We start from the raw sequence: 4,602 nt of genomic DNA on the forward strand, positions 1-4,602 counted from the left end.
ACTATTATAAATCAAAAGTACAGAAAAAGGGTCGATTAATGAAACTTTTAAATTTAAGAATATGAGTTATTCACAATTTATCATGGCTGTATTTGCCATTTATGTAGTTTACTACGCTGCAAACATCCTGTATGATGCTTTCCTAAAGCAAAGCAAAACCAATACAGGTGAAGAAGAAGAAATTATTTCAATAGGAGAGGAAGAAGAAATACCTCACAAAGTTGTAGATGAAGATTTTGAAACAGGCTCATACGAAAAAGAGGATGAAAAAAAAGAATCTGAACAAAATTATGTATCTGTAAATGAATCTATTGAAATGGATGTTGAAACACAAGGTATTCCAATGGAACAACTTCTTGCTAAAGGGAAAAGTATGTTTTCACACGTAAATTTTAATAAATAAACAACCAAATTTTATTCAAATGAAAAAGTTTTTTTCAAAAATCGCTCAAAGAGCATTCGCTTTAGCCATTAGCACAATGGTAGTAACTAACACTTTTGCACAAGGTGCTGCCGGAATTGATGCAGCCAGTTCTGAACTTGCAACCTACATGGACCCCCTAGGAAACATGATGATGATACTAGGAGGTCTAGTAGGATTAGTTGGAGCAGTGCGAGTTTATTTAAAATGGAACTCTGGTGACCAAGATGTACAAAAGGCTGTTATGGGCTGGATGGGGTCATGTATCTTTCTAGTTGTATCAGGTGTTGTCGTAAAAGCATTCTTCGGAATCTAATATGTCGAAAGAGTATCCAAGTTACAATGTGTATAAGGGGCTGCAAAAGCCCCTTATTTTCAAAGGATTTAAAGGCAAGTTCATATATATCGGTGGAGCTTGTATTATTAGTGCTTTACTTTTATGTGCTATTGTTTCTACTCTGGCTTCTTTTATGTGGGGAGGTATAACTCTTGTAATAGTTATGTTTGGAGGGTTAGGAATAACATCGCAATTACAAAGAAAAGGGCTTCACAGGAAAGATAAACGAAAAGGCATATATATAGTATCACGCACTTTTGTAAGAGATAGAAAAAAATAAAGCTTATGAAAAAGAAAAGTGAATTTGAAGCTCCTTATATTGGTATTGAAACAATAGACAATACTCCTATATTCTATAACCGAAGGGGCGACTATTCTGTTATCATTAAATGTGAAAATCCTATAATACAGTATTCAGCAGATATGGATGCTTACTATGATTTTCACCACTTATTTACTAATATCCTCAAAGTATTAGGAACCGGATATACAATACAAAAACAGGATATTCTATGTAAAAAATCATTTTTACCACCCCAGAATAGGAAGAACGACTATTTATCAAATCGTTATTTTGAACATTTTAAGGGACGAATATATACTGATATTTCTACTTATCTTGTTATTACAGGAGAAGTAGAAAGGTCTAAATTCTTTTCTTTTGACCCCCGAAGGTTTGATACTTTTATTAGAAACATCACAAAAGTATTAGGACTATTCGCTAACAGAGGAATAAGGGCTAAACTATTAAATGAAAATGAAATAGAAATATATATAAAAAGATTTCTATCTATCAATTTCAATCAGCAAACAGTAAGCCTAAAAAACATCAAAGCGAGAGAAGAAAATCTTATAATAGGAGAAAAAAACGTACAGTGCATTTCTCTTGTAGATATTGACGAAGTTAATTTCCCTTCTGTTATAAAACCATATAAAGAGGTCAATATTGGGCTAAGGTTTCCTGTTGACTTACTTTCTTTTTTGCATGAGACGCCAAGTATAGACACAATTATCTATAATCAAGTAATAAATATTCCAGACCAACGAAACGAAGCAAACAAATTAGAAGGCAAAAAGAAAAAACATAAAGGAATGCCTGACCCTGCAAATGATTTATGTGTAGAAGATATAGAACGAGTGCAGTCGGATATTGCCAGAGAAGGGCAAATGCTTGTATATGCACATTATAATATCATTCTTGCTGGTCTTGATGATATTAGTAAGGCTGTCAACTATGTTGAAACATCTCTTTTTGATTGTGGTATTATTGTGAATAAACAATGTTTCAACCAATTAGAATTATTTGAATGTGCACTGCCGGGAAACGCAATCAACCTAAACAGTTATGACAAATTTCTAACAACTTCCGATGCTGCAATTTGTCTTTTATTCAAAGAAAAATTACAAGTAACAGAAAACAGTCCTTTTCTTACTTATTTTACTGACAGACAAGGATTGCCTGTTGGAATAGATATGTCCGGAAAAGAAGGTGAGAAAAAATATACAAATAACTCTAACTTCTTTGTTTTAGGTCCAAGTGGTTCTGGTAAGTCTTTCTATGTCAACTCCAAAGTAAGACAATGGGTTTTAGATAATACTGATATTGTATTGGTAGATACAGGGCATAGTTATTCAGGAATGTGCGAATACTATCATGGCAAATACATTACTTATTCTGAAAGCAAGCCAATATCTATGAATCCTTTCCGAATTACTGAAGAAGAGTATAATGTAGAAAAGAAAAACTTTCTTAAATCATTAATTTTCCTGATATGGAAAGGTGCAAATGGTGAGGTCAAAAAGCAAGAAGAAGAAATTATGGATATTACCATAGAAAAATACTATTCTTTCTACTTTCATCCTTTTAATGGTTATTCAGATGCGGAAAAAGAAGCCATACGTGAAAATTTACTACTCGAATTTCAAGTCAATGAAGAAGAATTTGAAAACGAAAGGGAAAAAGAAGAACGCAAGATACTTTCCGAAAAAATAGAGAAATTACAGCAACTAGTAGAAAAAGGAGAAGGCGGAGAAAAAACCAACGCAGAAAAAGCGATACAAAACATTCTCATCGAAAAAGGATTTACACGCCAAGAGCTTGATAATCCTGAAACTAGATTACTTTCTATAATAGAAAGACGAATCCAGAAGAAAGAAGATATATTGAAAGAAATAAAAGTTGAAAGCCTATCTTTTAACTCATTCTACGAATTTTCCCTACGCATTATACCTATCATTTGCAAAGAGAACAAAATTGATTTTGATATTACTAACTATAAGTTTCTATTAAAAAAATTCTATAAAGGAGGACAGTTAGAAAAAACTCTTAATGAGGATTTTGATACTTCCCTTTTTGAAGAACCCTTTATAGTTTTTGAAATTGATGCAATTAAAGATGACCCTGAATTATTTCCAATAGTAACCTTAATTATTATGGACGTTTTTATTCAAAAAATGAGATTAAAAAAGAACAGAAAGGCATTAATAATTGAAGAAGCATGGAAAGCCATAGCTAGCCCTATGATGGCTGGCTATATACTCTATTTGTATAAAACGGTTCGTAAATTTTGGGGTATGGCAATGGTTGTTACTCAAGAACTGGAAGACATAATTAGTAATCCTGTAGTCAAAAACTCTATAATCAGCAACTCCGATATTATATGCCTATTAGACCAAAGTAAATTTATAGACAAATATCAAGAAATAGCAAATCTTTTATCCCTAACGGAAGTAAATCAAAAGCAAATATTTACCATAAATCAACTTCCCAATAAAGAAAACCGTAATCGGTTTAATGAAGTATTTATAAAAAGAGGAAACTATGGAAATGTATTTGGAGTAGAGGTTTCTCTGCACGAATATTTCACATTTACTACAGAACGAATAGAAAAAGATGCTGTTGGATATTATCATATCATTTATGATAGTTTCCAAACAGGATTGGATAATTTTATAATAGACCTAAAATCTTCCAAATTAAAAAATACGGATTGGGTTTTACAAGTCAATAAGGTACTAGGGTATCACTCCGATGAAGGAAGCCTAAAAGATATACTTAACATCATAGGAGAACAACCATTATATAAGTATATCCTAGACAAATACAAAAGGATTACAAACCGTTAAAGATAATATCATGAAGAAAATCCTATTTATTTTAGTGGTAGCATCTACTTTAACCCAAGTTGCATATTCACAAAAGGCAGTCTTGGATATAACCTGTATGGAAACACTTATAGCTAATCATAAGGTGCAACATACTTCTTTCTCTAAAGTGAAAGAGAATGAAGCTCAAATAAGCCTTATACAAAAGCAAATCAGTGAAAAAATGGTTCAGATTGAATTTTTCCAAAGCAAATTTTATAATAGCCTAAAATCTGTAGAAGCCATCATAAAAACAGGAAAAGATATTATCTACTGTACTGATATTGCAGCAGATATTGGTAAATATCAAAAACAAATGGTTGAACTTGCTGTAGGTGACCCGGCTTTATTATTGGTGTCAGCAAAAACAGAGCTAGAATTAGTTAATCGTACTGCGGATTTGACACAATACATTTATCAGGTCGCTATTGTCGGGACAGATGTAAACCTTATGGACAATAAGCAAAGAATAGACTTGCTTAAGTATGTTATTAATGAACTAAGAAACATGAGAGGTATAGCATACGCTGTATGCCGACAGATGAAAACAGCAAAAAGAAATGGAGTATTACAAACATTAGCTCCGGGAGTGTTTAAATACAAAGATAATCGTTCAAAATTAGTTGATGATTTATTACAGAATTATAAAGTAAAACCTAAAAGATAATATGAAAAGAGTGCTTTTATTTTTTTCCCTAAT

The 4,602-nt window shown here is 32.0% G+C and carries 5 protein-coding genes; all 5 read left to right on the plus strand.

The window, feature by feature from the left end:
* Positions 1-61 precede the first annotated feature (61 nt).
* The 5 genes from HMPREF2794_RS07140 to HMPREF2794_RS07160 are packed head-to-tail and all read left to right on the plus strand — an operon-like array spanning position 62 to position 4,569.
* Entirely contained in the window at positions 62-403 is a 342-nt protein-coding gene (locus tag HMPREF2794_RS07140) for a hypothetical protein (protein WP_005647301.1), read from the plus strand.
* A gap of 19 nt (positions 404-422) precedes the next feature.
* The gene (locus tag HMPREF2794_RS07145; protein ID WP_005647303.1) at positions 423-737 is read left to right on the plus strand and encodes a DUF4134 domain-containing protein; all 315 of its coding nucleotides are present in this window, start codon (positions 423-425) and stop codon (positions 735-737) included.
* Between the two features lies 1 nt (position 738).
* Positions 739-1,038: a hypothetical protein gene (locus HMPREF2794_RS07150; protein ID WP_007856468.1), complete on the plus strand. Its 300-nt coding sequence runs from the start codon at positions 739-741 to the stop codon at positions 1,036-1,038.
* 5 nt (positions 1,039-1,043) lie between these two features.
* The gene (locus tag HMPREF2794_RS07155; RefSeq protein WP_005837455.1) at positions 1,044-3,884 is read left to right on the plus strand and encodes a TraG/VirB4 family ATPase; all 2,841 of its coding nucleotides are present in this window, start codon (positions 1,044-1,046) and stop codon (positions 3,882-3,884) included.
* 10 nt (positions 3,885-3,894) lie between these two features.
* Positions 3,895-4,569: a hypothetical protein gene (locus HMPREF2794_RS07160; protein ID WP_004295374.1), complete on the plus strand. Its 675-nt coding sequence runs from the start codon at positions 3,895-3,897 to the stop codon at positions 4,567-4,569.
* The last annotated feature ends 33 nt before the right edge of the window (positions 4,570-4,602 follow it).

It is taken from the genome of Bacteroides sp. HMSC067B03, assembly GCF_001811315.1.
Taxonomy (GTDB): Bacteria; Bacteroidota; Bacteroidia; order Bacteroidales; family Bacteroidaceae; genus Bacteroides; species Bacteroides faecis.